This is a genomic window from Paenalkalicoccus suaedae (assembly GCF_006965545.2).
GTDB classification, from domain to species: domain Bacteria; phylum Bacillota; class Bacilli; order Bacillales; family Salisediminibacteriaceae; genus Paenalkalicoccus; species Paenalkalicoccus suaedae.
The window spans coordinates 3,400,855-3,426,043 of the sequence record NZ_CP041372.2 but is presented as its reverse complement, the minus strand read 5'-3'; the positions used below and the strand labels follow the sequence as shown (position 1 = coordinate 3,426,043).

Sequence of the window (25,189 nt, the reverse complement as noted above, 5' to 3'; positions counted from 1 at the left end):
AAATGTCTAAAAGTGTATATGCAAGGTGTGCATAAGGTGCTAATATATGTCTGTAAAAACTAAATATTGAAGGAGATAGTATTATGTTAAAACGTTTTATTCTGTTCGCTTCTATGTTCACGTTGTTCATGCTGAGTTTTGGGTTACATATCACGGCGGCCGAGGCTGCGACAGTGAGGATTGATAACCAGGTTCAGCGCTATGATCAGCCGCCTCAGATTATTAAGAACAGAACACTGGTGCCAATGCGTGGTATTTTTGAGTCACTTGGCGCGACAGTTTCGTATGATGCAAAGACAAAGAAGATTACCGGTCGCAAGGGGCCGAATGAGATTGTGTTGCACGTAGGCAAGTCTACGGCGACGATAAATGGTACGACGGTTAGACTTGATGCACCGCCGACAGTGACGAAGAGCAATCGCACAGTTGTACCACTTCGCTTCATCGGTGAATCCCTAGGCGCAAGCGTGCACTGGACGCAGGCGACTAAGACCGCTAATATTACTCGCCGAGGAAACGTGGAAGTGGTGAATCAATATGTAAGAAATGGTCTGCACGTGACAAACTTCAATGACGGCATGCAGGTTACGGTAAGAGAGCCGAAGCTTTATTCCGGTGATAGCGACATTGAGCAGTATGTGATGCAAATCATTCCAGCTGATACATTCCGATTAAATGAGCTTGAGTTTTTAGGATACAGTGATTATTATGATGACTTCGATTTTGATATCGGATTCGAAGAGACTGGTTATAACACGATGGAAAGCTTGAGATTTAAAACGCCACTTAGTTTAACAAAGGGCCGCGCTGTTAATGGCTCAAGCTTCTTCTTCGTAGACGACTACATGACAGAAGTGTATATGGTTACAGAAGACCGCGCAGCAATGCTGTACCCAGCAAACTAATCATAAGTAATGATGATGAGAACGCTCTTCCTCCTGATGGGGGTGGGGCGTTTTTTTTGATGGGGTGGGTGCGATTATCCGGAAACGGAGGAACATTAACCGGAAAGGAGTTGCGATTATCCGAAAGCCGAGGAACATTAACCGGAAAGAGAGTGCGATTATCCGAAAATGGAGGAACATTATCCGAAAAGGAAGTGCGATTACCCGAAAACGGAGGAACATTATCCGAAAAGAGAGTGCGATTATCCGAAAATGCGGGAACATTATCCGGAAAGGAAGTGCGATTATCCGAAAGTGGAGAGACATTATCCGGAAAGAGGGTGCGATTATCCGAAAGTGGAGGAACATTATCCGAAAAGAGAGTGCGATTATTCGAAAGTGGGGGAACATTATCTGGAAAGGAGGAGCGATTATCCGAAAACGGAGGGGCATTATCCGGAAACGGAGCCAGATAAATCAAATCTAGAGTAGGATAGAATTTCTTCATACATATAGTCATCACGAGGGAAGTTGTCGGCTGGCAGTTGGGCAATTAGAGAGGTCTTAGTATTGTATAGGCGGAGTTTGTACATACTTCCTTCTCAGTATGGCTAGAAAGTCCTCTTAATATGTCTTCATTCTCTTTACATATGAATTTTTAGTCGGTAAGGTGTTTATTAAGAGAATGAATGAGGGGGATCACATTGACTAATGGCACTGAAAAAGTACCAAAAAGGAAACTTAGTTTTGATGAGATGATTCAACATCTTGAATATAAAAATGTAAAGTTTAATCTGATTTCTAAAGAAGATGCAAAAGAGATTTTAGAAACCTCCAATTACTTTTACAAAATCACGGCATATCGCAAAAATTTCGAAAAAAATAAACATGATAAATACGTTAATTTGGACTTTAAATTATTGCAGGATTTAGCAACTATCGATATGAGATTACGTTATTTAGTATTACAAATGTGTTTAGATATTGAACATAAAATTAAAACAAAAATACTTGCAGATATTACGAATGATCCATCAGAGGATGGGTATAGTATTGTAAAGGACTATTTAAAAAAGGATAATAGTTCCCTAAATGATTATATGAAAGCACTCAATAAAAAAAGCCACTATAATTATGGGTTATATAATAAGCACCATAACGATGCACCAATTTGGGTTTTGTTTGAAGTGATGACTTTTGGAGCACTTGTGAAATTTGTTGAATATTATTACAAACGTAAAAAGGAGCCTCGTGCTTATAAGGAGATTCAAGAGGTCCTTCGGTATGCAAAGAATATCCGAAATACTGCGGCACATAACAGCCCTATTTTAATGGATATTACTCAAATGAAACAAATTGAACCCACGCTTATAATCAAACCAATTACTAACTTTGCTAAAAAATTAGAGGGCTTATCTAAAAGTGCTAGAATTAAAAGGCTCACTAACAGAAAAATTCATGATTTAACGGCACTAATTTACATTCACTATACTTACATTGATAGTGCAGGCATTAAAAATGCTCGTTACAAAGATCTCCAAGAACTTTTAGAACGCACGAAAAAGCTAGAGGGAGCATATGATAATCAAGACTCATTAATTGCAGTATATAAGTACTTCAAGAAGATAATTGACTATATTAGATAAGATATGTATAATTCTATCTAAGGAAAAAATCGGTTCGCCCGGTTTGTAAGGGTGGGGTCTTACTTCACCTAAGTTTATCGTTAAAGCACCTGTCTAATAACTTTTAGACAGGTGCTTTTCTTTATGAATAAAAACGGTTTAATATATAAGTAAGACGTAACAGCAACCCACCTACCAAAACGTCACGATATCCAAGACCCCGATCACGATTAACACCGCACCAGCCACATATTGCACGTACCTTCCAACGCGACGACCCTTCTTTACGAGCGCGCTGCCTGCGCCTAAAAACCAGATCGAGCCTATTATAAATAAAAACGGTAGCGCCGTGCCAACGGCGAAGACTGCTGGTAATGCCCCGCCTACGGAGCTCGTGAACGTGAGCGGCATGAGCAGACCAAAGAACAGGATAAACATCGTTGGACAAAATGCTAGCGAAAAACTAAAGCCAAGCATAAATGCGCCGCCCTTCCCCTTGATCCTCTCCGTCCGCTGCCTCCACAACGATACTGTCTGCGTCAGTCTAAATGCCCCAATCATATAGAGGCCCATGATGATCAGAGTTGGCCCGACAATTCGTCTTAGCCATGGGAAATAGGGCGTTAATTCTCGTTGAAATTCTTGGCCGATTAGCCAGACAAGCGCCCCTAAACCGGTGAACGCCACGATTTTACCAAGCGTATAAAAAAAGGTCTCGGGCCACGAGATGCCTTCGCGCAGGCTCCGCGATCCATACAGCGTGATGGCGCTGAGGTTGCCGGAGAACTGGCACGGGGCGAGCGCGCCGACGATGCCAAGCACGAACGCGAACACGATCGGCGTGGACTCGAACGCGAGTGCGGCGTTCATGAACGGCTCGCGCAAGATGGCGCTAATGCGCTCGACGTAGTCAAACATGGGCGTACCTCCTCAAGCTATTTTGGGATAGAAAATGCGGTCAGTCCGCGCATTGTTAGATATATTCACTGTACCATACGTATATGAGTGTGAGGCAAGTGTGGGGTAATCACATACAGCCCCATTTAATTTCCTTCAACGATTATTGAATGAAGTCAGAATGTAAGCGTATTCAATTTATGTTGCATGCAGGCTATACTGTTTGTAACGAGGAGGTGAGCAGCGTGAACGAACGAAGGAGACAGCTTATACAAATGGTTGTAAGCGGTAACAGTCACATGAAGCTAAAGGAGCTTGAACAATTGTTTCAAGTCGGGGAAAGGACATTACGGTATGACTTGGCAAAAGTGGCTGACTGGCTTCGCGATTATGATATACACCTCGAGCATGTGCAGGGGAAAGGCATGTGGGAGTTAGCGAAGGATCCTCAACCGGAGGATGTACGAGAAGCGTTAGAGGCGATTACCTTTTTAGGGCGTTCGGTTGGATTTGAGGAGAGAGTGTTAATCACCATCCATGAGCTCCTGATTCAACATGATTGGCAGAGCCTTAAAACAATCGCAGAAGAGCTTGATGTTAGTAAAGGGACTGTGTTGCAACAGATGGAGCAAGTAGAGAAGTGGTGCAATGCCTTTCACCTTGAGCTTGAGCGAGGTCGCAAAGGCTTTATACTAACGGGTTCAGAATTTGATAAGCGCCTTGCGCTACTGAGCGTCATGGAGCAGCTTGGTGACATGTGGGACACGGTGAATCCGGTCATTAACCTCAATTGGGCGGACTTAACGATGAAGGACATTGATACATCCTACGAGATTCTTGAGCAAAAAGCGGCTCATGCCGTTAATCACGTTTCCTACTTTCGTGTGTGGATTCTACATGTGCAGCGCAGTCGCACGGATAATTGGATCGAGCCAGAGCGGGAGCTCCAGATTCCGCCACCGTGGTTTTGCGAGGTGTGGGAGGAGCTGAGCGAGCTCGCCTCACTAGACGTGCGTGCGGAGGAGGTTGCCTTTGCTTACACCTACCTCTCGGCGCGCGGCAGTTTATCAGGGTTTATCCAGGAGCAAAAGCTACCTGACGACCAACCCTTCGAGCTTTTTTGCGAAAAAATTAGTACACGGCTTGGGCTTACAGGACTTACTCGCAAGCAACGTAAAAATATATACGGCGACTGGCTTGCCTGCAAGGCGGCCACCGACTATACGATCAGCTACCTACATCCTTTAAAGAAAAAAGTGGAGGAACAGTACCCCTTTATTGTTGCTCACGTGTGGGAAGTGATGACGGAAGAGATCATCGTGGATAAGCGTGTCCGACTAGATAGTCTGATTCCATTAATCATTGGCTTTGCGGCAATCTACGAGAAGTCCTCGTATGAGAACGAACGACATCAAATCTGGGTGGTTTGTCCAAACGGAATTGCAGCAAGTAGACTGCTCAAGGTGACACTTATGAAGCATTTTCCTCAAATAGAGGTCAAGGAAACGCTCGGGGTCTCGGATTTAAAGGAGATGGAAGGATGGGACAGGCCGGACTTTATCATCTCGACGATCACGTTGCACGATTGCTCCTATCCATACGTCATCGTCAAGCCAGTGCTGTCGAAGGAAGAGCTCAAAAAAATTGATCAGTTCATGCAACAGACGCCAAAAAAGAGCATTGCGCTTGATCAAACAGAGGCCTCCTTATCAGTCGCGGCACTCATTCCAAACGAGCGCGTGGCGGTAACGGGGAGCACGGATTTAGAGACGATCATGCAAACCGGGGTCGCACTGTTGGAGCGAGAAGGGTTTGTGACGAAGGAGTTCTTAGGCGACCTGCAAGAAACCGTGTATGAGAAGGAATATTTGTACGAGTTGATTCCAGGACTACTATTTATGCATACGCATTCTGATCATGTAGAGAAAGCAGGATTTAGCTTAGTACATTTAGAGACTCCTTATCAAAAGGGAGACAAAATCAATTCGACAGCTGTGTTGTTTATGGCGACGCCGGATAAAACGGCGCACGTACCGCAACTACAGTATTTATATCAGCTCATGATGAATGAAGAACGCGTGCAAGAGCTACTTCACGTTGCACACTATCAATCAGGAGGGAAGAACGGATGAGTAAGTATGTCTTACAAGAAGAACGAATCCAGTGGAGAGACTCTGCCATGTCATGGCAAGAAGCGATTAAAATAAGCGCAGCTCCGCTTTTACAAGAAGGCGTTATTAAAGACAGCTACGTGGATGCCATGATTACAAACATTAAGGAGCTAGGTCCTTATATTTTAATTGCACCAAAGGTGGCACTGCCACATGCACGACCAGAGAATGGGGTGAATGAAGCAGGATTTTCGTTAACGGTATTCAAAGACCCTGTGATTTTTCCGGCAAAAACGAATGGAGCGGGGGAGGAAGCGAACTTATTTATTTGTCTTGCGGCAGTCGACTCGGAGTCACATTTGTCGATGCTCCAAAAGATTTCTGGTTGGCTCTCGGATGAAAAGACATTGCAAAACTTAACAAAGGCATCATCACAAGAGGAAGTATCTCGCATTGTGGCGAGCTTTCAATAAAAATTCAGATAAAAAACGAGGAGGAAATTAGGATGAAAATTTTATGTGTATGTGGAATGGGTTTTGGATCAAGTTTAATGCTGAAGATGACGGTGGACAAGGTCATTCAAAAGAAGGGTATCGATGCGGAGACAGATGCAACGGATATTGGTACAGCAGGAAGCATCGCGTGTGACTTAATTTTAACAAATAACGAATTTGCCTCTCAGCTCGAAGGCGGACAAGCAGAAGTACGTGCCGTGTTAAATATGGCAAGTGAAGACGAAGTAGGCAAGGCAATCGACGACTATTTAGCGTCGAAGTAAGTGTGGGGCTTACGCAGGGAGAGGAAAGCTTACGCAGGGTGCAAAAACCACATTCACCACACAATCTGCGTACGGAACCAAACGAATAACACATCTACCTGAGGGGGTATGACAGCAATGGGTTTTTTCGAATTCCTAATGAATGAGATACTAAGCTTGCCAGAAGTGTTAGTAGGTCTAATTGTTTTAACAGGGCTCGTGTTACAACGTGCGAAGTTTGCTAAAGTATTTTCTGGCACAGCAAAAAGTATCATTGGCTTTGTTATCTTAGGGGCCGGAGCCACCGTTATTATTGGCTCTCTCGATTCATTAGGCGGTATTATTCAGGATCGGTTTAGCATTCAAGGGGTTATTCCAAACAATGAGGCAATCGTCGCGCTCGCGCAACAGACGCTCGGGACCGAGACAGCGCTCATTATGGGATTTGGTTTTATTGCGAATATTTTATTTGCTCGCTTTACGCCATTTAAATACATCTTTTTAACAGGGCATCATGCCTTCTTTATGGCAGCACTTTTATCCGCCGTATTAGGCTCATCTGGCATGACTGGAGTAACACTCGTTGTGACTGGATCTGTTATTTTAGGAGCCGTGATGGTCATCATGCCTGCGATTGCGCAACCATTCATGCGCAAAGTAACTGGTGGCGATGAGATCGCGCTCGGTCACTTTGGCACAATTGGCTACGTATCAGCAGGGCTTGTAAGTAAGTATGTTGGTGACGAAAAGAAGTCAGCGGAGGACATTAAGATTCCTGAGCAGTGGTCCTTCTTGCGCGACTCCTTGATCGCAACAGCATTAACGATGGTTGTGATGTTCTTAATTCTTGTTCTTGTTGCAGGTCCAGACGTCGTTGCGCCTTACGCTGGCGATCAAAACTATATCATGTTTGGTCTGATGCAAGGGATCACGTTTGCTGCAGGTTTTAGCATCATCATGGCTGGTGTTCGCATGATCTTAGCGGAGATCGTTCCAGCCTTCCGCGGGATCGCGGAAAAGCTTGTGCCAGGTGCTAAGCCTGCGCTTGATGTACCGATTATTTTCCCTTATGCTCCAACAGCGGTTATCATCGGTTTCCTCTGTAGCTTTATCGGCGGTGTGATCAGCATGTTCTTCCTTGGCATCTTCTCACTCGCACTCATTATCCCAGGGCTTGTGCCTCACTTCTTCACGGGAGCGGGAGCTGGCGTGTTTGGTAATGCGATGGGAGGAAAAGTTGGTGCAGCCGTTGGCGGATTTACGAACGGTGTCATTATCAGCTTCATTCCAGCCCTATTACTGCCTGTATTAGGTGGACTAGGCTTTGAGAATACGACGTTCGGCGACTCCGACTTTGGTGTCATCGGAATCCTAATCGGACTTTTAGCGAATTTGTTTAGTTAATGACGAGAGGTAATCCGTTCGAAGGTGGAGGTTATCCGAAAATAAGGCTAGGTTATCCGTTCAGAGGGTGCAGTTATCACAAAATGCAACTCGGTTATCCGTTCATAGAGTATGGCATGCTTTAATAGTCGAGATTCACCTTACTTGGGGGCTTGTCGGCTGGCACTTGGGCAATCGAGAGGCTCCATAAATGGAAGTTGAACGCATTACATGCGAACGTGAACGCACTTGACGGAAATGCGAGAGAAGTTGAACACATTATTCGAGAACGTGAACACACTTTGCTAAAAACTAAGAGAAGCTAAACACACTAACCTAAAGGAAGCAAGATCAAGTTGCCAAAATGCCAGCCGTTTCCGCGAGGAACAGCTCCGATGGGAGAAGTGACACGCAATTTTTGAGAAGTGACGTGCAATCTGTGGAGATCTGCTAGAAGTGACGCGCAATCCGCGAGATACGACACGCAATCTCGCAGAATTCCAGAGAAGTGACACGCTTTGCCGATAGCTCAAAACGAGCGTCATTCTGTAACGAGTACGCCACTTCCACTGTGAGGCGTACTCGTTATTTTCTGTCCCAAAGCTCCTTCACTCGAGATCGCATCGTGATTATAGTAAGCTAAAATAAGCAGCAACCAAGCTTTTAAAGGAGAGGTACCAATGATTACAGCAGTCGCATTAGATATGGACGGGACGCTACTCGATTCCAACCACGAGGTGTCGGAGGATACCGTGGCAATTCTACAAAACTTCCAGCAGCGAGAGGGCCTTGTGATCCTCGCAACGGGACGCACGCTTCGCGAGGTGCGCGATGTCCTTCCACCCTCGTTTCGTCCTGACGCAATGGTTGGGGCGAATGGGGCACTCATCGCCGTGGCCGAGGACGGCGCGATGGGTGAGCCGACGCATCACACGATTCAGCCGGAGCTCATCAGCAAACTGATCGATGGCGCGCGCGAGCATGGCGTGTACTACGAGATCCATCCGGCCGAGGGCCAGCGGTTTGCCTTAGCATCCGACCGCGAGCTGATCGAGAGCCAAGTCCAAGATCTCGAGACTACGAGTGTCGAAAATCACGAGGCAAAGTCACGTAGAGAAGCGGTTGAAACTAAAATCGCTTGGCTCGACGAACTGCCACAAAGTGGCAATGTAAAGGCGTATTTTTTCGCCAAAGAGCAGCAGGACATGCGCGCATTTATTAGCTGGTTAGAGGAATTAAAAGAGACGGAAGACTTCTCCACCTCATCGTCCTCCTCCCACAACGTCGAAGTCATGGCGCATGGCATCAACAAAGCAACGGGCGTGAAAGAGCTATTGCGACACTTCGGTCACAGCGTGGACGGCTTACTCGCAGTAGGAGACGCCGGCAACGATCTGCCACTCCTCCAGCTCGCAAACGTCGCCGCCGTCATGAAGAACGGCAACGACGACGTCAAAAAGCAAATCGGACGAGTCACAGAGTTTACCAACGACGAAAACGGCCTCGCCCATTTTCTGAAGCAGCATATATAAAGAAGACCAGAAGAAAGGCAGATGCTCAGGCAACTGCCTTTCTTCTGATTTTGGGCAGGAGGGGAGAGATTGCGTACGCAAATAAAAAGAGCCCTCACATCATCACTTTGTAAAGGTTATGTTAAAATCCTCTACCACTCTTGAATCCATTCAACCCGCCTGCTACCCTAATAGTATCGAAATCCGATATTACTAATGCAACACCAAGCATCCAGCACCATCATGTCGTACCAAAAGGAGCCATTTACTATGGAAGATCGCGTCCTGCGCAAGCTATTCCTAGGCTTTATACATATTCACATCCTGCATCACGCAAGCGAACATCCCATCTTCGGCCAGTGGATGCTCGACGAACTCCGTGAGCACGGCTATCGGATGAGCGCCGGCACCCTTTATCCGATCCTGCACAGCATGGAGCACGACGGCCTCCTCGCCAAAGAGGAGCAAAAAGTCGCCGGCCGCACCCGCAAATACTACACGACTACTCCTAAGGGGGAAAATATATTAAAAGAAGCCAGAACAAAAGCATACGAACTATTTAAAGAGATTAATTAAGATTAGTTGCCAAAGTGCCAACTAGTTTCATCAGCTCTCCGAGCTGTCAGCCCTGCGGACACTCTACGACATCCATGGGGCCGGTCTTTGAGCTTCCTCGTCGGCAGGAGTCGACTGTCGTCTCCTCCTAATCGCCTCCTGTGGGATCTCAAAAACCTCTTTCCCCTATGGATTGTCTCCGAATGTCCTCCGGGTCTGCCAGCTCTACGAGCAGGTGAAAGAGGAGCGTTACACAATAAAGCTTTTGGTTTTTAATAGCACGGCAGTTGGGCAATTAGGTTTTATGAACCGTATGCGAAATTAATGATCCGTATAGAGAGTTTATGAACCATATAACAAAAGAATGAACCGTACAAAAACTTTATGAACCGCACACAAAATCTATGAACATTGTACCCAATAGCTACACTATTACTGAAGTAAAAGCTAGGCAACGCACCAACGCCTAGTAACCTATAAAACAAAGAGTTCAAGTTGAAAAAACCGTTACCCTCCGGTCCTCCGAAGCGAAGGCTGGTGTCTCCTAGAGGGGCACTTTCGCGCAGCGAAAATCCTTTCTGACGGCCATTGGTTTGGCCGACAGAAATAGTTGAGCAAGCCCCTCAGGAAAGCACCAGCCGGGAGCGTAGGAGGACCGGGGGTCCGACCTTGAACTTAGTCACTTGACCTTGACTTTAAGACAAAAACCCAAAAGAAAGGTGAACCCAATGCCAAACTCTAACTCAAATATCGTAAAGCGACTAATTGAAATCCTCCTCGTCTCAACAAGACTCGGCTTCACCTCGTTCGGAGGACCAGTCGCACACCTCGGCTACTTCCACGAAGAGTACGTCCGACGACGCAAGTGGCTCGACGAAAAAACCTACGCAGACCTAGTAGCGTTATGTCAGTTTCTCGCCGGCCCAGCAAGCTCGCAGGTCGGAATTGGAATAGGCGTCATACGCGCCGGAATCCTAGGCGGTATCGTCTCCTTCCTCGGATTCACCCTGCCATCCGTCATCGCGCTCATCCTATTTGCAACCGTCCTGCTCGGGTATGGAATCGCCGACACAGGCATCATCGACGGCCTCAAAATCGTCGCAGTCGTCGTCGTCGCACACGCCATATTGGGCATGGCCAAAAATCTCACCCCTGATTTGAGAAGAAAGACGATAGCCCTCTTCGCCATCGTCGCCGTTTTACTTTGGTCGACCGCGTTCACGCAAGTAGGTGTCATCCTGATTGCAGGCTTAGTCGGATTCCTCCTGTATCGCAACCAATCGATCGACGACGCAGGAGAGGACTTTAAATTCCCGATTTCACACCGTTTTGCAGGTGTATGTTTAGCACTCTTTTTCGGACTATTAATCGCGCTCCCAATCCTACGTGAAGTAACAGCTCACGATTGGGTTGCCTTGTTTGACAGCTTTTACCGCGCCGGCTCTCTTGTATTCGGTGGCGGCCACGTCGTGTTACCACTATTGGAACGCGAATTCGTTCCAACAGGCTGGCTCACAGAAGCAGAATTCCTAGCCGGTTACGGCGCAGCTCAAGCTGTTCCAGGTCCATTATTCACGTTCGCCGCCTACATTGGCGCCGTTATCGGCGGCTGGCAGGTCGGCTTACTAGCTACAGTAGCTATCTTTTTACCGGCATTCTTATTAATTTTAGGTACACTACCATTTTGGAACACGCTTCGTAAAAACGCGAAAGTAAAAGGCGCACTCATGGGCGTCAACGCGGCCGTCGTTGGTATCTTAATCGCCGCTTTGTACCAACCAATTTGGACAAGCTCGATCCTAACAGCGCTCGACTTCGCTTTCGCCGCAGTCCTATTCTTCATGCTCGTCTATTGGAAACTCCCACCGTGGGTGATCGTTCTAACTGGAGCAGTAGGCGGCTTCCTCATGACGTTGATTTAATAGAAAAGCAGGCTGGTTGTATGACCAGCCTGCTTTTCACGTATACGTTTATATTTTCTCAAATAGGAAATCCCTACCTAAAAGGGGAGATATGCACATGGCTAAAGTAATCGCAGGCTCGATCCTGCTACTCACGGCAAGCATCCTATTCATCGGCAACTATTTAATCGGCGCGATCATTGCAAATGGACAAGGAATCAGTAGCACAGAGACACTTGCATGGATACTGACAGGATCCATGCAAGAGTACATCCCATATCCACACTACCTCTCCATCGTAACGTTCATCGCAGGCGTAGCCCTACTCGTATGGGGACTCGTAGAAGATACGATGTTAAAAACAAAGGCAAAACCCCCGGCATAGTATAAGTAGGCCAGGGGTTTTGTGCTGTATAAGGGAGAAAAAACTTCAAGATGCCAAAACCAACGCGGAACAAGCCCGTAACAGCACGGCAGTTGATTCAATTAATTCAATACCTGTAAAAGGATCTATAAAGAATGAACCGCATACGGAATTTATGAACCGTATGGAGAAAGAATGAACCGTATACGGAATCTATGAACCAAATGGAAAAAACAATGAACTTCAAATTTACCGTTCCCGAAGGTGACCCGAAGCGACGGGAGTGGACTCCTAGAGGGGAACTCGCGTAGGTGAAAATCCTGTCAGACGACCCGTGGGCAGCTGACATAGTTGAACTAGCGCCTCAGGAAAGACACTCCCAGAGCGCAGGGGAACCGGAGGTTCCGCACTTGACCAAGAACTTGACCTCCAGAATAGAAAAAGGGGAACCGGAGGTTCCACACTTGACCTTGAACTTAATTAGATAAACTTAATCATTTAAACTACGCTATACTAAACCTACACCCATATTTTCTCAAAAAGGAGCAATGATCCCATGCAACTAAAATCCTACATCCTCCGCACAAGCCGCCTCCTCAGGCAGCCGCGCGTTACATACACAGACGACGAAATCACCGCCTACAAACGCCTACTCAGCCAAACCGCCGAAGGCACAGTCGAGCCGATCGCCTACGACGCGCTGTACCCCAAACACCGCTTCCTCCAGTACGTCGCCGAGCGCACCGACACCGTCCTGCACGGCTCCAACAATCAGGACATCCGCCAGTTCGAGCCGAGAGACAGCACCCTCTTCACCGGCCAACCGATCAAAGCCGTCTTCGCCGCAAACGATGGCACGTGGCCACTGTTTTTCGCCACCCAAAATCGTCGCGACTACCACGGCAGCATCCGCAACATTTGCATCAAAACCGATCAAGCCCGCTACTACTACTTCTCTGTGGAAAACCGCACAACGGACGAATGGACAGACGGAACCGTCTACCTATTGCCCAAAACCACATTTAAGCAGGGAGGCATCAAAAGTGAGTGGGTCAGTGAGCAACCAGTGAAGCCGTATGCAAAGCTTGCAGTAACTCCTGAAGACTTTCCGTTTTTAGAGAAGGTTAGCTATCACGAGAAAAAGGATCCAATATGGCGTACGCTACTTCGTGCATTTTTTGTGAAAAAATAGAGGTTTAAGGATAGATTTGGTAGGGAAGGGTACACGGATTACATAAAGCGCTCTCGCGCATATAGAAAAACAGATTTCCTACTAGAAAGGAGTTTCCTTAATGAGCATTAGACATGCGGTTTGGACACAGTTTGTTCCAGCATTTATTTGGGTTGTAAATTCCGATATGGTGTACATAGAGTGTGACGGTATAAAGATGAAAGAATCGAACTTACAGCGCCACGAAATTATTGGAAAGTCTATATCCGATTTTCACAAAGAAGATCATTCGGGCCCTAATATGATCGGTCATAGGCAAGCATTTGATGAAGGAAGCTCTCACTACACGGTTGACTTTGCAGGTCGGGATTACGAGGCGCAATTGTACCACGTCCCGGACGAAGATATTGTCGTTGGGGTGGCGATGGATCAGACCGAAAAAAGAGAGCTCCAGGAGCGCATTCGCAGGCAGGACTTGGACATACTCGAGTACTCTGTACCACTGGTACCGCTTTTGGATCACGCCGTCGCCATTCCGATCGTTGGCGTATTCACTCGCGAAAAAGCATCCTACATTCAATCAGCGGTTGTCACAAAGATTGTGGAGTTTGAAGGTGTGGAGAACGTTGTCATCGATTTCTCGGGTGTACCGTCGATTACAGAGGATGGAGCAGTAGCGTTCAACGAGCTTTACCGAGTGTTTAACTTACTCGGTTTTCGCACCATCGTAACCGGCATTCGTCCAGGGCTTGCGATTACGGTGCAGTCTAAAAATCACGTCATTTCATCAGACAATATTTACTCAAGTTTAAAGACTGCAATTAAAGATCTGTTGCAAACCAGGTAAAAAAGCAGGTGTCCTTCTTGGCGAAGGCATCTGCTTTTTTGGTGTCAGGTATAGTTTGATCAAGTGCCAACTAATTTTACACAGCTCTCCGAGCTATGTTGATCAAGTGCCAACTAGTTTCACACAGCTCTCCGAGCTGTCAGCCCTACGGACACTCTACGACATCCATGGGGTCGGCTTTTGAGCTTCCTCGTCGGCAAGGACCGCGTACTTTGCGGTCTGAACTAGCATCGCAGAATGCGCTCTTTGCAGTCTGAGCTAGCCTTGCACTTAGAGAACAGAGGGTGATTTTGCCGCTGTTTTCAGGCTAGCGGTCGATGCTCTATTAATTTGCGCCTCCTGTGGGATCTCAAAAACCTCCTACTCCCATGGATTGTCTTCGAATGTCCTCCGGGTCTGCCAGCTCTGCGTGCAGGTGAAGAGAAGCGTTCGGGTATAAAGGTTCTGGGTTTTATAGCACTGCAGTTGGGCAATTGGATTTTATGAACCGTATACGAGGTTTATGAACCGTCTGCAAAATAAATAAACACGATGCACATAATCGAACTTTTTCATCTCTAAAAAACTAGGCAACGACCTTTCGCCTAGTAAGTAAATAAAAAAAGCTGTTAGTAGAATGAAAGAACTGTTACCCTTCGGTCCTCCGAAGCGAAGGCTGGTGTCTCCTAGAGGAGCACTTCCGCGCACCGAAAATCCTTTCTTGCGGCCATTGGTTTGGCCGCAAGAAATAGTTGGTTGAGGTAGCACCTCAGGAAAGCGCCAGCCGGGAGCGCAGGAGGACCGAAGGTCTGCACTTAACCTTCAATATTCAAAGTCTAAGGTTCTCTTATTATCCAATCGTATCTTCAAACGAACCGTCCACAACTTCCACATCTTCCGGTGCTTCAAACAAGCTCTCATCAAAATCAGGATCAAGCTCATAGTCAGTCACGGTACTAATCGTCGTCTGATCTCCTGGCGATTCTTCGCCAGCTTCACTGCTAGTTACAGTTTGGACTTCATAATACGTGTCTTGGTCAAACCAGTGCTCGGACACTTCGCCGTCCATTTCCGCACGTACGTGATACGTATCGTAGCCGTTAATTTCCTCCGTGCCTTCATACGTAAGCTCGGCGTTCATTAAGATATCCTCGAGCTGGAATGCCCATTGTGAAAAGTCGACTGACTCTTCTTGTTCAATAGGTTGTTCAAAACGAATGGCCTCGGTGTCACCTTCATCATACGTAATTTGATAAGTTGGATCATCCAGGTACGTAAATGAGTAATTCATTGGCTCTTCTTCCGTAAACTCTTCGCCGTCTTCCGTGCCTTCTGACAATGCTTCCACTTCTAAACGGTTATAATACTCTCCGTCTTGAATGAATTCCCAATGTGTTTCAGTAATGTACATATTAATTTCACCTTCGGGCATGCCTTCCATGTCCATTTGCTGATTAATTTCACTCTCCAGCGTAAAATGGAGGCTCTCTAAATCATCAAAGAGTGCAATCGCATTTTCGACAATCTCCTGAGGATCATGATCGCGGTTCTCGTCAATCAAGCCAGAGGGAGTAGAGGCGCTGGATTCCTCATTCTCATTTTCATTCATAATGTCTTCGTTATTATTCTCGTTGATATCGCTTTCATCGTTGGCGGGCGAGTTGTTAGCGCCAGATTCGTTTTGACCAGCAGGCGTATGACCGGCATTCTCATTATTTATAGGATCTCCGTTCGTCTCGTTATTCCCGCAAGCAGCAAGCGTCAGCACAGCACCGAGCGACAGGATAAGATGTTTTTTCATACATGTAAGTCTCCTTCCAGTTATATAACATATCTTTTCCATTCACTTTTTGAAACAACGTTAAACGTGCGATTTACATGGAAGGGAAAATCCGGAATAGTCGGACACCTTTAGTCCGGCTATATAAGTCGGGGCGGGGTTCGTCTAAATAAAAAGAAGCACCGACCAAAAGTGTTTGGTCAGGTGCTTCTATTCTGAAGTGCAAGTGCAGGTGAATCAAGTGCCGTGCTGGGAGAGCGGAGAGGAGTAGAGTTTCTGGATAATGTAGCCTTGTTTTCGGATAATGAAGCTCCGTTTCCGGATAATCGAAGAACGAATCCGGATAATGAAGCTCCGTTTCCGGATAATCGAAGCACGAAACCGGATAATGAAGCTCCGTTTTCGGATAATCGAAGCACGAAACCGGATAATGAAGTCCCGTTTCCGGATAATCGAAGCACGAAACCGGATAATGAAGCTCCCTTTAAGGATAATCGAAGCACAAAAGTGGATAATGATACCTCACTTCCGGATAATCGACCCGCACTCTCAATCAATCACACCCTCACCTCAAACGTCACGCCTGCCTCAACGGAGCTACTTACCTTAATTTCTCCACCGACCTGCATGAGTATCTCCCGCACGATGGCGAGGCCGAGGCCGGCGCCATCACGCGTGCGTGAGGTGTCTACTTGGTAGAAGCGCTCAAAGATGCGCTCCTGTGCCTCAAGTGGGATGTGTCCCACGTTGTGCACTCGCACGACTGCCCGTCCATCTCTCTCATCGTGCCACAGGCGCACAGTAATCACGCTGCCACTAGGCGAAGCCACGAACGCATTGTCGACAAGGTTTTGCCATACGTGAACGAGTAAACGCTGTTGGCTCGTGATGGTAACGGGCTCAAGCTCAATATCGAGCTCCACGGGATTTTGACGGCAAAAGGGCTCGAAGGTGAGCAGGACTTGGCGGATTTGCTCGGCTAGATCGAAGGTGGTGGCTTGTTCGTGCGTGCTTTCGGTTTCGATTCGGGAGAGCTGGAGGAGGCGCGATGCGAGCTGGTGCAGGCGCGCGGCTTCGCTCTCGATGACGCCGGCGAATTCGCGCTGCTCGTCGCGGCTAAAGTCCTCCTGCTGGAGCAGTTCGGCATAGCCTTGAATCGAGCTTAACGGCGTTTTGAATTCGTGGGAGACGTTGGTGACAAACTCTTGTCGCAGGCGGTCCACGCTTTCCAACGACTCGGCCATGCGGTTCATGTCAGCGGCGAGCGCACCGATTTCATCGCGACTTGTATACGTCGTCCGCGCCTCTAAGCGCCCAGCAGTCACTTCACCGGCCATGTGCCGAATCTCTTCGAGCGGACGCGTGATAAATCGCGCCGCGAAGGTGATAAAGATCGCGTCCAACACAATCGACAACAAGAGCACGAGCCCTATACCAACGGGCGAGAGCACAGTTTCCACAAATGGAATCACGAGCACGACAGACAAGATCGCCACAACAAACAGGATCGTCACGACCGCGAGCGTCAGCTTTACTTGGATCGAGAATAAAAATCGCTTCATACGCACAGCTCCGCCTTGTAGCCAAGCCCGCGCACCGTCACAATCTCAAACTCCGCGATCTCCTCCGTGCGCCGCCGAATCTTCTTCACATGACTATCCACCGTCCGACTATCGACATCCGCATCCAATCCCCAAATCTCCTCCAACAGCTCCACGCGCGAGAAGACCCGCCGCGGATAGCTAAGCAGCTTATACAGTAGATAAAATTCTTTCTTTGGGAGGAAAATCGTGTTGGAACCTGCTTCAATTGATAGCGATTCGTAGTCGACGATCACGGTTCCAATCGTAATCCGTTTTTCGGCTGTAATGCGGGCTCGTCTTAGTAACGCCTGAATTCGGAGCGCCAGTTCCTGTAGCTTGATCGGCTTCACGATGTAATCGTCGCCTCCAGCCCGAAAGCTTCGCTCCATCGTCTCCATATCTTCTTTGGCGGTAACGACAAGCACAGGGGTTGTCATCTTTGCATCCTGCCAAGCTTCCATCAAGCTGATGCCATCCATCTCAGGCATCATGATGTCGCATAGAAGGAGATCCACGTGGTTGTCCTCCAAAAGGGCGAGGGCTTCTAGTCCGTTTGTGGCTTCAAGGACGGTGTACCCTTGTTTCTTCAAAAAGACGTGTATGAGTCGGCGTAAAGACTTGTCGTCCTCGACGAGTAGGATGGTGATCATGCGGGCTCGTCCTCCTTTGTGTGCTTATGTTTTTGAGCGAATGTAGGCGATTAGTAATCCCATGCCGGCACCCCACATGATCCAGCTTGCGCCATAGTGGGAGACTTGATAGGAGCTGTGATAGAGCTCGCGGAAGAATGCCATTGCAAGTCCATCTAATAATAGCGCGACCATGGTCATGATGCTTACGGCCTCAAAGGTTTGATTGCGTTCAATGCGCAAGGCGGCGATTGTAATGGCGAGAAAAAATAGGAGCACAGGTATGGCAAGAAGAAAGGCCATGGTGATTCTTATAGCTTCGCCGTTGAAGAAGAAATCTCCTGTAAACTGCACCATCAGTGCTGCTGTGAACCAGAATACGACTCCGAGTATGACGAGACCAGTTGTTTGTTGCTTCGTAAAAGTGTTGGACATGTAGATCATTCCTTTCGAATGTGGTGTGTAGGTAGGACACAGATGAAGAATAGCAGGTGAATGTGACGCCAGTGTGACGCATTGGGAGGTGGATATGAGGAGGCTGTGGGTGGGTTTGTGGATGGTGGGTTTTGGTTAATTGGGTGGGGTTTCTGGTTAATCGGGGAGGGTTACGGGTTAATTGAAGAGAGTTTTCGGTTAATCGGGGTGAGTTACGGGTTAATCTAGGTGAGTTTCCGATTAATTGCAGCACGTTTCCAGCTAATTGAGCGGCGCTTTCGGTTAACCTAGGAAGCGCGGGTTGCTTAACTGCCGGTTTGTAAGGGCTTAGACGAGGTGATGACAATGCAAAAAAAGTATCGAACTTGGTTCGAGGCTTGTATTTAGTCGATAAAGACTATGTAAGTAATCGTATCTTAAAGTATTCACATATCCTTTTACTAACTTGCCATTTACGTGATAATTAAATATAATTGTTATAACAATTATATAATAAAACACATATCATAAATAAAAAGGAGGATTTCAACATGGAGCGAAAAGTAACGAAAATTGGCAACAGTTTAGGTGTTACGTTTCCAGCGGACTTGCTAGAGCGTTTGGGAGTAAGACAAGGGGATACTGTGGTGATGGAGGAGCAGGATGGTGCACTTCTAATCCGCAAAAGTCAAAAAGTGGAGCTACCTAAAGGGATCAGCCCCGATTTTTTTGATACGTTAGATGCGAATATGACAAAATATGATCAAGCAATTAAAGGTTTGGTAGAGCGCTAATGAGGTTTCTCACCGAAGAAGAAGTCATTGCAATAAATATGCTCGTTATTGAGCGCTATAGCCCGGGCGAGCCGGTAGGTGTCAGGTATCCAGAGCTTCTAGACTCGGCGTTGAATCGGATGAAGCAGTCTGCTTTTGGGGAGCCAGCCTATCCGACGATCTTTAGTAAAGCAGCGGCACTCGTCGATTCATTGTCTAAAAATCATGTCTTCGAGAATGCTAATAAACGCACAGCACTCGTAGCAATGCTTCAATTTTTATCCTATAACGGTCTCACCTTTGACATGGATCAGCAACAGGCCGAGGACTTTATCGTCGACATCGTCAATCACAAATTCACCTTTCATGAGATTGCACAAAATATCGAATCACACTGTTCCACCAAATAAAAAGCCAAGTGTGCAGAGCACACCTGGCTTTTTGTTTTTCATAAAGTGGCGCTATGGCAATTTGAGAAAGAAGAGCATGTGAATCAAGTGCCGTGCTGGAAGAGCGGTAGAGTTTCTGGATAATGGAGCTGCGAATTCGGATAATCGAAGCCCCATTTCCGGTTAACCGCCCCCTACGACGCCTTCTCCTCGTAATCGGACACGTCGACCTCGAGCGGTAGATTACGCTCTCGTTGTTTATTACCTTGACGGAAGAACATCACAACGAGCACTGTTGCTCCAATGATTCCGCCTGTCCACGCAACTGGCCACGATAAACCAAATCCAATTTGTGCATTTAAAATGTAGGTGATAACCATGACGAGCATGAAGGCTCCTGGTATCAGCGCGATAAAATAGTTTTTCCTCGCAATGTACAGATACATTGCCCCAACGAAGAGTGCGATCACAGCGGTCGCCTGGTTCGCCCAGCTGAAGTATCTCCACAATAGGTTAAAGTCGATTTGCGTAAACACAACAGAGATTGCAAACAGCGGTAGCGCGATCCATAGACGGCTCGACACTTTTTTCTGTGCAATTGAGAAGTACTCGGCAATGATCATTCGAGCGCTTCGGAACGCCGTGTCGCCGGAAGTAATCGGCAGCACGATAACCCCGATCACGGCAAGCGTACCAGCCACTGAGCCAAGTAAGAGCGTCGATACCTCGGTTACAACTGCGCCCGGTCCACCGGCAGCAAGGATCTCATTGAGTCCGACCGGCCCGTTAAACAGGCTCATCGCCGCTGCGGCCCAGATCATCGCAATAATACCCTCTGCAATCATCATGCCATAGAAAATCTTGCGACCCTGCGGCTCCGCTTTTGTTGTGCGAGAGATAATAGGTGTTTGCGTCGCATGGAATCCAGACAAAGCCCCGCATGTAATGGTAAAGAAGAGAAGCGGTAAAACAGGTGCATTATCAGGATGTAAATTAGATAGCGTAAGCTCTGGAATCGGCGCCCCAGTAAAGAGAAGCATCGCCCCAACACCCGCTGAGCTCAGCAGGAGAATCGCACCGAAGTACGGATAAAAACGACCGATAATCTTATCAACAGGCATGAGCGTCGCAAAAATATAGTAGATAAAAATAGCAGCTAAAATAAATCCAATTGCGACACGACCATCAATAAGCAGGTGAATCAGACTTGCAGGCGTCGATACAAAAACCGTACCAACAAGAAGCAACAGAAGAATCGCAAACGCGTTAACCACGTGCTTCATCGCCCCACCTAAAAACTTACTCGCTAAAGCGGGCAGGTGAGCACCCTTATTACGAATCGAAATCATCCCAGTGAGATAATCGTGCACAGCACCGGCAAAAATACACCCAACAACGATCCAAATAAACGCCACCGGACCATAAAGCGCACCGAGAATCGGACCAAATACAGGCCCCGTCCCCGCAATATTCAGTAGCTGAATCAACGAGTTCTTCCTCGTATTCATCGGAACATAGTCGACCCCATCCTGATTCACATAAGCAGGCGTCGGACGCGCATCCTTCACACCAAACACGCGCTCCACAAACTTCCCGTACGTAAAATACCCAACAATTAGCAAGGCAACCCCAACCATAAACGTAATCATGTGCCTGACCTCCTCATAATGTATGCGTTTACATTCATTATGACGGCTCAGGCTCTTTTTGTGAGAAAATCGGGCCAACACGCCTAATATGGAGGCTGACATGCCATTTTTGCAGGTTGAGGTGCAAGACCTCCGGTCCTCCTGCGCTCCCGGCTGGCACTTTCCTGAGGTGCTGCCTCAACTATTTCAGTCGTCCAGTGGCCGTCTGAAAGGATTTTCGGTGCGCGGAAGTGCTCCTCTAGGAGACGCCAGCCTTCGCTCCGGAGGACCGGAGGGTAACAGTTGTAATTTTTAATAAAAAAATTACAAGGCGCAAAGGCGTTGCCTAGCTTAGGAAAAGCTTTTACGCTCATTTACAATGAGCAAATTCTGCTTACGGTACATAAAGCTTCTATACAGTACATAAACGTTCAGCATGGTACTTAAAGCTCTTATACGGTACATAAACATCGATTTGCTAGAGAGCCACTTATCTTAACCCACAAATCACACGAAAAAAAGCCGTTCCAAATAAAAGGAAGACTCTTTTCTAATGCACTCTTTAAATCAAACGCAAGCTTACGGACCCTATGCCGAGAGTGTCTGGAGGGCTGACAGCTCTACGATTGATTTAAAAGAGCATCCTTTTTTGGGAAAGAAAGTTTTTCTTAACAAGTTTTTCAGGTTTTTGATAAGTGTCTCTTTAGTAATATAGAATTTATGAACCGTAATCAACATGAATGAACCATAAACCAGGTATCAACACGATTTCAATAGCAAAAAGCTAGGCAATGAACTTGCGCCTAGTAATCTATTATTGTAGGTAAGTTTGATTTAAGTGTTTCAGTCTTCCCTTTAAAGAAGCTCTAGAGGAGGCAGACTCGGAGAATGCTCGGAGACAATTAGCAGGAATAGGCAGGGAATGAGACCACGCAGAAGGGCGATTAGGAGGAGACGGTCGTCGACTCCTGCCTGACGAGTAGGCTCAGGCACTGACCCTGCTAATGTCGTAGGGCGTTCGCAGAGCTGACTCCTCTTATAAAATTATTAGCTCGAAGAGCTGATTTAAACTAGTTGGCACTTTAGCAATAAAGCCCGAAGGGCTGCTCTTAAAACTAGTTAGCACTTGATAAACTAAAGCGACAGCGCAGCCCTAAGGCCCTTCACATAATTCCGACTCACCGCCAACTGCTCCTCCCGACCAACAAGCTCCAGCTGGTACGCCCCATTAAACCAAGGCGACAGCCGTGATACGAAATCCAGATTCACCAAATAACCTTTATGAATACGGAAGAAATGAAAGGAAGCTAACCGCTCCTCAAACTCCTTTAACGGAGCCTTTGCTTCATAGTCGCCGCTTGTGGTGACAAGCTTCGTCCTTTTTTCATCCCGGAAGAGGTAAAGAATCTCTCGGGGATCGAGGAAAATGATCTCGCCGTCGGACTCGATCGAGAGACGACCGGGCGCGCCGGGAGTAACAGAGGCGCGGGCTCCAATCAGCTCACTCTCAGGCGAAGCCTCCTGCACACCAAAAGCCACCGTAATCCGACGCACCGTCTCAGCAATCGCATCCTCTTCGTACGGCTTCAAGATATAGTCAAGCGCGTTGTGACGAAACGCCTCGACGGCAAAGTCCGGATACGCCGTCGTAAAGACGATGTGTGGCACCTTTTTAAGCTCACGCAACGAACGAGCGGCATCTAGGCCATTCATACGCGGCATCTCCACGTCTAAAAACACGACGTCTGGCGTTAGCTGAAGCGCCTGCATGAGCGCAGATTCACCAGTGTCCGCCTCACCAATCACCTCAATCACGGGATGTACCTTTAATAAATGTTGTAGTTCCTCGCGACTATAGCGCTCATCGTCAACAACGAGTGCTTTAATAGACGTGCTCATGCGCAAGCTCTCCTTCCTCGGCAGGCACTGTAAATGCAATCTCCGTGCCCTGGCCTTTCTCACTTTTAATCTGCAACGAAGCTGTCTCCCCAAACATCATCGTCAACCGACGATTCACGTTATATAAAGCAAGACCAGCTCCCGAATCCGACTCTACTAAACGCGAGCCAATTTGTGCGAGGCGTTCGGAATCCATACCCGTTCCATTATCCGCAACGTGAATCGAGACCTCCTGCCCAACGCGCCACACCATCACGCGGATCACACAGTTCGCATCACGCTCTTTAAATCCATGCTTAATCGCATTTTCTACAAGTGGCTGAAGGGAGAGGGGAGGCAGAAGCGTCAGGTTAGCCGCCGGATCAATCTCGTAGAGCACCTCCAGCCGACCGTCAAACCGCGTCTCTTCTATGGACAAGTATGCCTGCACGTGCCGAAGCTCCTGCTCAAGCGTCGTCGTCCGCGCAGTCGCCGCAGACATATTTTGACGCAAATAGTGTGACAACGAAATCAACGTCTTCCGTGCGAGCGCCGGCTTGATCCGAATCAACGAACTAATCGTATTCAACGTATTAAACATAAAATGCGGACTAATTTGCGTCTGCAATGCCTTAATCTCCGCCTCCTGCGCAAGCTTGCGCGCCTTATCTGCATCTGCAATCTCCAGCTGCGTGCTCATCATCAGACTGAGCCCGCGAATCAGCTCCGTGATCACACCCGTTATATCTTTTTCCGTGCGAAAATAGAATTTAAGTGTGCCAATCGTGCCCCCTCGCTGCGTGAGAGGCGCAATAATCACGGCTTCTAGTGGGCAGCTCGCTTCTCTGCAGGAGATCGACTCTTTCTCTATGAGGGCTAATTCGCCTTTTGCGATCACGTTTTTCGTCGACTGCGTCTGAATGTCACTCCCAGGTAAATGATGATCGGCACCGAGTCCACTGTGCGCTAATATTTCGGTACGGTTTGTCAACGAGACGGCACTCGCATTAATCTCACGGTGAATGATCTGTGCGACGGCTGCCGCCGACACACGGTCAAGCCCATTGCGTAAGTACGGCAACGTCTGATCAGCAATCCGCAACGTTTTCTGTGCCTGAAGGGCTCCGACACGATCCTGCTCGTTGGCGACGCTCTTTATAATGAGGAGAACGAGCGCGCAACCGAGCCCGTTGGCGATAATCATCGGCACGCCGATCATCTGCACGAGAGCAATCGCGCTCTCAAGCGGGCGCGCGACAGCAATGATAATTGCCATCTGCATTGCCTCCGCGATCATCCCAACAAGGAGCGCCGTTTTGACACTCACTAACTTCTTCTTTTTATAGAAATAACCAGCGAAAAGTCCAGCAATAATCGTCGCGAGTCCACACGAGAATCCAGTGAAACCTCCGAGCGTAAACCGGTGCACGCCGGCAATCAGACCTGCACCGAGGCCTACCTTGTAGCCCCCGAGTAACCCCGCTATCACGACACCAATCACGCGCGAGTTGGCAATCGCCTCATCAGACGCTAGTCCGGAAGCCCAACGATTAAACTCGAGGCTTTCCGTACTGAGGCTAAGCCCGGTGTAGGTGCCGATGATGCCGAAGCATCCAAAAAACACGATCGCGGTAAAACGTTGCCTACGATCAAGCTCGTGGCGATCCATCATCTCGCGAAAAAACGGTAGTCGCGTCAGCACGAATACAATCGTTACAATAATCCCAACACGCTCAATCATCGTCAACAACAGCATCCACATGGGGCCTCGCCTCCTTTTTGATAGCGTTTACTTGTGTTTTTATCATAGCGAACGGAGGTGGGAAGATCAAGGTGGTGGAGTCACTGGGTTTTTGGATAATGGAAGGGCGAATCCGGATAATGACGCCACGTTTTCGGATAATGGAAGGGCGAATCCGGATAATGAAGGCCAGTTTTCGGATAATGAAAGGGCGAACCCGGATAATGAAGGCCAGTTTTCGGATAATGGAAGGGCGAATCCGGATAATGAAGGCCAGTTTTCGGATAATGAAAGCGAGAATCCGGATAAATGACGCTATCTTTACGGATAATCGAAGCTCCTACTCCAAAACCCCCACCACATTGCCCCTCGACCACCCTCCAAAAAAC

24 protein-coding genes are annotated in these 25,189 nt (G+C 47.6%); 16 read left to right on the top strand and 8 right to left on the bottom strand.

Annotated features, from left to right (window positions below; translation table 11 throughout):
* Positions 1-83: 83 nt before the first annotated feature.
* The 3 genes from FLK61_RS17570 to FLK61_RS17560 all read left to right on the top strand — a co-directional run bounded on the left by FLK61_RS17570 (position 84) and on the right by FLK61_RS17560 (position 2,530).
* Positions 84-905: a copper amine oxidase N-terminal domain-containing protein gene (locus FLK61_RS17570; RefSeq protein ID WP_176010649.1), complete on the top strand. Its 822-nt coding sequence runs from the start codon at positions 84-86 to the stop codon at positions 903-905.
* A 59-nt stretch (positions 906-964) separates the two neighbouring features.
* Entirely contained in the window at positions 965-1,360 is a 396-nt protein-coding gene (locus FLK61_RS17565) for a hypothetical protein (protein WP_176010648.1), read from the top strand.
* A 228-nt stretch (positions 1,361-1,588) separates the two neighbouring features.
* The gene (locus tag FLK61_RS17560; protein ID WP_176010647.1) at positions 1,589-2,530 is read left to right on the top strand and encodes an Abi family protein; all 942 of its coding nucleotides are present in this window, start codon (positions 1,589-1,591) and stop codon (positions 2,528-2,530) included.
* A 171-nt stretch (positions 2,531-2,701) separates the two neighbouring features.
* On the opposite strand, the gene FLK61_RS17555 is transcribed toward FLK61_RS17560, so the two are convergent.
* Entirely contained in the window at positions 2,702-3,427 is a 726-nt protein-coding gene (locus tag FLK61_RS17555; RefSeq protein WP_176010646.1) for an urease accessory protein UreH domain-containing protein, read from the bottom strand.
* Between the two features lie 224 nt (positions 3,428-3,651).
* On the opposite strand from FLK61_RS17555, the gene FLK61_RS17550 reads away from it, so the two are divergent.
* The 10 genes from FLK61_RS17550 to FLK61_RS17505 all read left to right on the top strand — a co-directional run bounded on the left by FLK61_RS17550 (position 3,652) and on the right by FLK61_RS17505 (position 14,006).
* The gene (locus tag FLK61_RS17550; RefSeq protein WP_176010645.1) at positions 3,652-5,538 is read left to right on the top strand and encodes a BglG family transcription antiterminator; all 1,887 of its coding nucleotides are present in this window, start codon (positions 3,652-3,654) and stop codon (positions 5,536-5,538) included.
* Entirely contained in the window at positions 5,535-5,990 is a 456-nt protein-coding gene (locus tag FLK61_RS17545; RefSeq protein WP_176010644.1) for a PTS sugar transporter subunit IIA, read from the top strand. The genes FLK61_RS17550 and FLK61_RS17545 overlap by 4 nt, the downstream gene beginning before the upstream one ends.
* A 32-nt stretch (positions 5,991-6,022) precedes the next feature.
* On the top strand, positions 6,023-6,295 hold the full coding sequence (locus FLK61_RS17540) for a PTS sugar transporter subunit IIB (RefSeq protein WP_176010643.1): 273 nt from the start codon (positions 6,023-6,025) through the stop codon (positions 6,293-6,295).
* Positions 6,296-6,412: 117 nt separating this feature from the next.
* On the top strand, positions 6,413-7,678 hold the full coding sequence (ulaA, locus tag FLK61_RS17535; protein ID WP_176010642.1) for a PTS ascorbate transporter subunit IIC: 1,266 nt from the start codon (positions 6,413-6,415) through the stop codon (positions 7,676-7,678).
* A gap of 659 nt (positions 7,679-8,337) precedes the next feature.
* On the top strand, positions 8,338-9,189 hold the full coding sequence (locus FLK61_RS17530) for an HAD family hydrolase (RefSeq protein ID WP_176010641.1): 852 nt from the start codon (positions 8,338-8,340) through the stop codon (positions 9,187-9,189).
* A 249-nt stretch (positions 9,190-9,438) separates the two neighbouring features.
* Positions 9,439-9,744 (top strand): PadR family transcriptional regulator, encoded by a 306-nt coding sequence (locus tag FLK61_RS17525; protein ID WP_176010640.1) that lies wholly within the window; start codon positions 9,439-9,441, stop codon positions 9,742-9,744.
* Positions 9,745-10,451: 707 nt separating this feature from the next.
* Positions 10,452-11,645 carry a chromate efflux transporter gene (gene chrA / locus FLK61_RS17520; RefSeq protein ID WP_176010639.1) on the top strand — a complete coding sequence of 398 codons (1,194 nt, stop codon included), beginning with the start codon at positions 10,452-10,454 and terminating at the stop codon, positions 11,643-11,645.
* Positions 11,646-11,742: 97 nt separating this feature from the next.
* On the top strand, positions 11,743-12,009 hold the full coding sequence (locus FLK61_RS17515) for a hypothetical protein (protein ID WP_176010638.1): 267 nt from the start codon (positions 11,743-11,745) through the stop codon (positions 12,007-12,009).
* Positions 12,010-12,544: 535 nt separating this feature from the next.
* On the top strand, positions 12,545-13,180 hold the full coding sequence (locus tag FLK61_RS17510) for a hypothetical protein (RefSeq protein WP_176010637.1): 636 nt from the start codon (positions 12,545-12,547) through the stop codon (positions 13,178-13,180).
* Positions 13,181-13,280: 100 nt separating this feature from the next.
* The gene (locus FLK61_RS17505; RefSeq protein WP_176010636.1) at positions 13,281-14,006 is read left to right on the top strand and encodes an STAS domain-containing protein; all 726 of its coding nucleotides are present in this window, start codon (positions 13,281-13,283) and stop codon (positions 14,004-14,006) included.
* 829 nt (positions 14,007-14,835) lie between these two features.
* Here the strand turns inward: FLK61_RS17505 and FLK61_RS17500 are convergent.
* From FLK61_RS17500 to FLK61_RS17485, 4 genes are all read right to left on the bottom strand, one after another.
* Complete coding sequence (locus tag FLK61_RS17500) at positions 14,836-15,786, bottom strand: LolA family protein (protein WP_176010635.1); 951 nt, start codon at positions 15,784-15,786, stop codon at positions 14,836-14,838.
* 536 nt (positions 15,787-16,322) lie between these two features.
* Positions 16,323-17,327: a sensor histidine kinase gene (locus FLK61_RS17495; protein WP_176010634.1), complete on the bottom strand. Its 1,005-nt coding sequence runs from the start codon at positions 17,325-17,327 to the stop codon at positions 16,323-16,325.
* Positions 17,324-17,998 (bottom strand): response regulator transcription factor, encoded by a 675-nt coding sequence (locus FLK61_RS17490; RefSeq protein WP_176010633.1) that lies wholly within the window; start codon positions 17,996-17,998, stop codon positions 17,324-17,326. The genes FLK61_RS17495 and FLK61_RS17490 overlap by 4 nt, the downstream gene beginning before the upstream one ends.
* A gap of 24 nt (positions 17,999-18,022) precedes the next feature.
* On the bottom strand, positions 18,023-18,412 hold the full coding sequence (locus FLK61_RS17485; RefSeq protein ID WP_176010632.1) for a DUF5367 family protein: 390 nt from the start codon (positions 18,410-18,412) through the stop codon (positions 18,023-18,025).
* 530 nt (positions 18,413-18,942) lie between these two features.
* On the opposite strand from FLK61_RS17485, the gene FLK61_RS17480 reads away from it, so the two are divergent.
* Both FLK61_RS17480 and FLK61_RS17475 read left to right on the top strand, forming a co-directional pair.
* A complete protein-coding gene (locus FLK61_RS17480) occupies positions 18,943-19,185 on the top strand; it encodes an AbrB/MazE/SpoVT family DNA-binding domain-containing protein (protein WP_176010631.1) in 243 nt (80 codons plus the stop codon).
* Complete coding sequence (locus FLK61_RS17475) at positions 19,185-19,574, top strand: type II toxin-antitoxin system death-on-curing family toxin (RefSeq protein WP_176010630.1); 390 nt, start codon at positions 19,185-19,187, stop codon at positions 19,572-19,574. The genes FLK61_RS17480 and FLK61_RS17475 overlap by 1 nt, the downstream gene beginning before the upstream one ends.
* Before the next feature lie 173 nt (positions 19,575-19,747).
* Here the strand turns inward: FLK61_RS17475 and FLK61_RS17470 are convergent, their stop codons facing one another.
* The 3 genes from FLK61_RS17470 to FLK61_RS17460 form a co-directional block, all read right to left on the bottom strand.
* Positions 19,748-21,202 carry a carbon starvation CstA family protein gene (locus FLK61_RS17470; RefSeq protein WP_176010629.1) on the bottom strand — a complete coding sequence of 485 codons (1,455 nt, stop codon included), beginning with the start codon at positions 21,200-21,202 and terminating at the stop codon, positions 19,748-19,750.
* 1,113 nt (positions 21,203-22,315) lie between these two features.
* Complete coding sequence (locus tag FLK61_RS17465; RefSeq protein ID WP_176010628.1) at positions 22,316-23,080, bottom strand: LytR/AlgR family response regulator transcription factor; 765 nt, start codon at positions 23,078-23,080, stop codon at positions 22,316-22,318.
* Positions 23,064-24,821, bottom strand: a complete 1,758-nt coding sequence (locus FLK61_RS17460; protein ID WP_176010627.1) for a LytS/YhcK type 5TM receptor domain-containing protein — start codon at positions 24,819-24,821, stop codon at positions 23,064-23,066. Before FLK61_RS17460 ends, FLK61_RS17465 begins: the two co-directional genes overlap by 17 nt.
* A gap of 91 nt (positions 24,822-24,912) precedes the next feature.
* Between FLK61_RS17460 and FLK61_RS17455 the strand changes: the two genes are divergently transcribed.
* Positions 24,913-25,113, top strand: a complete 201-nt coding sequence (locus FLK61_RS17455) for a hypothetical protein (RefSeq protein ID WP_176010626.1) — start codon at positions 24,913-24,915, stop codon at positions 25,111-25,113.
* Positions 25,114-25,189 lie beyond the last annotated feature (76 nt).

What these genes read in the sequence shown, in the direction of transcription:
- FLK61_RS17485 (WP_176010632.1), bottom strand. Translation starts at nt 18,412, where the DNA reads ATGTCCAACACTTTTACGAAGCAACAAACAACTGGTCTCGTCATACTC.
- ulaA (WP_176010642.1), top strand. Translation starts at nt 6,413, where the DNA reads ATGGGTTTTTTCGAATTCCTAATGAATGAGATACTAAGCTTGCCAGAA.
- FLK61_RS17505 (WP_176010636.1), top strand. Translation starts at nt 13,281, where the DNA reads ATGAGCATTAGACATGCGGTTTGGACACAGTTTGTTCCAGCATTTATT.
- FLK61_RS17465 (WP_176010628.1), bottom strand. Translation starts at nt 23,080, where the DNA reads ATGAGCACGTCTATTAAAGCACTCGTTGTTGACGATGAGCGCTATAGT.
- FLK61_RS17490 (WP_176010633.1), bottom strand. Translation starts at nt 17,998, where the DNA reads ATGATCACCATCCTACTCGTCGAGGACGACAAGTCTTTACGCCGACTC.
- FLK61_RS17545 (WP_176010644.1), top strand. Translation starts at nt 5,535, where the DNA reads ATGAGTAAGTATGTCTTACAAGAAGAACGAATCCAGTGGAGAGACTCT.
- FLK61_RS17570 (WP_176010649.1), top strand. Translation starts at nt 84, where the DNA reads ATGTTAAAACGTTTTATTCTGTTCGCTTCTATGTTCACGTTGTTCATG.
- FLK61_RS17470 (WP_176010629.1), bottom strand. Translation starts at nt 21,202, where the DNA reads ATGATTACGTTTATGGTTGGGGTTGCCTTGCTAATTGTTGGGTATTTT.
- FLK61_RS17525 (WP_176010640.1), top strand. Translation starts at nt 9,439, where the DNA reads ATGGAAGATCGCGTCCTGCGCAAGCTATTCCTAGGCTTTATACATATT.
- FLK61_RS17460 (WP_176010627.1), bottom strand. Translation starts at nt 24,821, where the DNA reads ATGTGGATGCTGTTGTTGACGATGATTGAGCGTGTTGGGATTATTGTA.
- FLK61_RS17555 (WP_176010646.1), bottom strand. Translation starts at nt 3,427, where the DNA reads ATGTTTGACTACGTCGAGCGCATTAGCGCCATCTTGCGCGAGCCGTTC.
- FLK61_RS17515 (WP_176010638.1), top strand. Translation starts at nt 11,743, where the DNA reads ATGGCTAAAGTAATCGCAGGCTCGATCCTGCTACTCACGGCAAGCATC.
- FLK61_RS17475 (WP_176010630.1), top strand. Translation starts at nt 19,185, where the DNA reads ATGAGGTTTCTCACCGAAGAAGAAGTCATTGCAATAAATATGCTCGTT.
- FLK61_RS17530 (WP_176010641.1), top strand. Translation starts at nt 8,338, where the DNA reads ATGATTACAGCAGTCGCATTAGATATGGACGGGACGCTACTCGATTCC.
- FLK61_RS17500 (WP_176010635.1), bottom strand. Translation starts at nt 15,786, where the DNA reads ATGAAAAAACATCTTATCCTGTCGCTCGGTGCTGTGCTGACGCTTGCT.
- chrA (WP_176010639.1), top strand. Translation starts at nt 10,452, where the DNA reads ATGCCAAACTCTAACTCAAATATCGTAAAGCGACTAATTGAAATCCTC.
- FLK61_RS17510 (WP_176010637.1), top strand. Translation starts at nt 12,545, where the DNA reads ATGCAACTAAAATCCTACATCCTCCGCACAAGCCGCCTCCTCAGGCAG.
- FLK61_RS17480 (WP_176010631.1), top strand. Translation starts at nt 18,943, where the DNA reads ATGGAGCGAAAAGTAACGAAAATTGGCAACAGTTTAGGTGTTACGTTT.
- FLK61_RS17495 (WP_176010634.1), bottom strand. Translation starts at nt 17,327, where the DNA reads ATGAAGCGATTTTTATTCTCGATCCAAGTAAAGCTGACGCTCGCGGTC.
- FLK61_RS17540 (WP_176010643.1), top strand. Translation starts at nt 6,023, where the DNA reads ATGAAAATTTTATGTGTATGTGGAATGGGTTTTGGATCAAGTTTAATG.
- FLK61_RS17565 (WP_176010648.1), top strand. Translation starts at nt 965, where the DNA reads ATGGGGTGGGTGCGATTATCCGGAAACGGAGGAACATTAACCGGAAAG.